Source organism: Roseibacillus persicicus, from assembly GCF_014651675.1.
Classification (GTDB): Bacteria; Verrucomicrobiota; Verrucomicrobiia; order Verrucomicrobiales; family Akkermansiaceae; genus Roseibacillus; species Roseibacillus persicicus.
On the sequence record NZ_BMXI01000048.1, the window covers coordinates 1 to 1787 of the forward strand.

At 40.6% G+C, this 1787-nt stretch carries 3 protein-coding genes; all 3 read right to left on the reverse strand.

What is annotated here, in order from left to right:
* On the reverse strand, positions 1 to 206 hold a 206-nt coding region (locus IE099_RS21185), incomplete at its 3' end, for a transposase (RefSeq protein ID WP_425606175.1).
* Positions 207 to 428: 222 nt separating this feature from the next.
* Entirely contained in the window at positions 429 to 1376 is a 948-nt protein-coding gene (locus tag IE099_RS20525) for a hypothetical protein (protein ID WP_189574678.1), read from the reverse strand.
* A gap of 59 nt (positions 1377 to 1435) precedes the next feature.
* The coding region (locus tag IE099_RS20530) for a hypothetical protein (protein ID WP_229809626.1) at positions 1436 to 1787 on the reverse strand (352 nt) is incomplete at its 5' end.

Sequence of the window (1787 nt, forward strand, 5' to 3'; positions counted from 1 at the left end):
CGGTCGCGATTGTAGCGGCGGACCATTCTTTCCAGAAGCTCCTTGAACAAACCTCGTTTGGTCCAACGGGAAAAGAAACGGTAAACGCTATTCCATTTTCCGAAGTAGGCCGGCAACTGAATCCACGGCGCACCGGTGATACGAATCCACCAAATCCCGCTCATTGTTTTGAAAAGATTGGCGGGTTTTCGATCTTTCTTTAAAATGTTAGATCGACGCTGAAACTGATTAAGTTAATCTTTTTACGTGCTGATAAAGCACGTCCGGCATCTCTGTCGTTTTATTCTTCAAAGCAGCGACAGAGTGCCGGAATTTACTGATTTTGATAAGCTTCCAATTTGTCCACACGGCCTAGAACTGTCCAAAATGTGGAAACAGGCCGAAGTAATGTGTAAGTTCAAAAATCATGTGGTCAGCCCTCATAAAAGCTAACATGCAAATATTTCCTCTAGTTGTCTGATTTTTTGATATCCAATGTCCTCCGAAGACTGAATCAGTATCTCGATACTATCTTTAGTAAGTAATACTGCATCCACAAAAACTCCCCCCATATTTCCCAAATCATAGGAGCAAACTGGAAACATGGTTCCTACCGCGATCGTACCAAAGCCTTGTTCAAGAAATTTTTCTTCTCCGGTGCAAAACATCTCAAGCTTCCATGGTCCGCTAAACGCATTCTCTAAAAGTAATTTTACTGTATTCCACTGTGAGAACTCACAACCTAACGAGAAATCATTGAGTTTGAGACCATATTTGGATAACGACTTCAAAAGATGCTGGTAAAATTCAGCAAACTTCTTGTCATCAAGACCGCAGAGCTTAAAGGTATCTACCGATGTTAAAGCTTCTTCTGCACCTCCTTCACCTAGCAGAAACTTCAAACCAGTTTTCTTGGGCGGAAATCTCTCAGCAACAAAATCAGGATGAATTTTATAGAAAATTTTCGTCCCTTCTCTATTCTCAACGTAAATTAATTTCGAAAGCTCCAAAGATGCAATGACATCAGTAAATAGCTCAGCCCTCTGATCTACTGACGGTGAAATAATCGAGATTGTATTAGCTCTCTTAGGATCTGAGCGAAATGAGACCCGTAGATTCGAAACACCTGAGAAGTAACAGCTTAGAAAACAATCTGAGAAATTATCTTTGAAAAATTTCAACAAAGACTCATCCTTTCCTTTTTCTTTGAGTTCTTGGACTCTTATGCCTACCCTTCCTGCTGCTGTATAACCAAGAAATTTTGGCAATGAATCATGCTTTGACCAAAGATAACCTTCTTCGCGGTGGGTCCGCTTTAATTTTTTATCCCAGTTCTTTAGAACTTCTTTAACAGAACCATAACCATTAACTAAAAATTTCGATGAAAATAGTGCCATCGGAGGGAGCATTACCACACTTTTCCTGAATAATCCAGCCTGAGTCGGATTAAAATCACCTATAGATGAGGAACATCTCTGAACCAAGAAATCTTGACCATGTCGAACTCATCCATAATTTCATCGAAAGCTTTGGTGTAGGAAACTTTTTCAACTCCAAGAGGAACAGTAATGAAAAGTTCGACTCCATCTTCCCCATTTTTTCTCGCCCAAGCCTGAGCTTTCGCAGCCCATAATTTCAGTTTTTCAATAGAAGCCAAGGCCACATAAATGCGCTTAATCTTATACACCTTATGACCAATCACTAGGCCGTGTGGACAAATTGGAAGCTTTTCAAAATCAGTAAATTCCGGCACTCTGTCGCTGCTTTGAAGAATAAAACGACAGAGATGCCGGACGTGCTTTATCAGC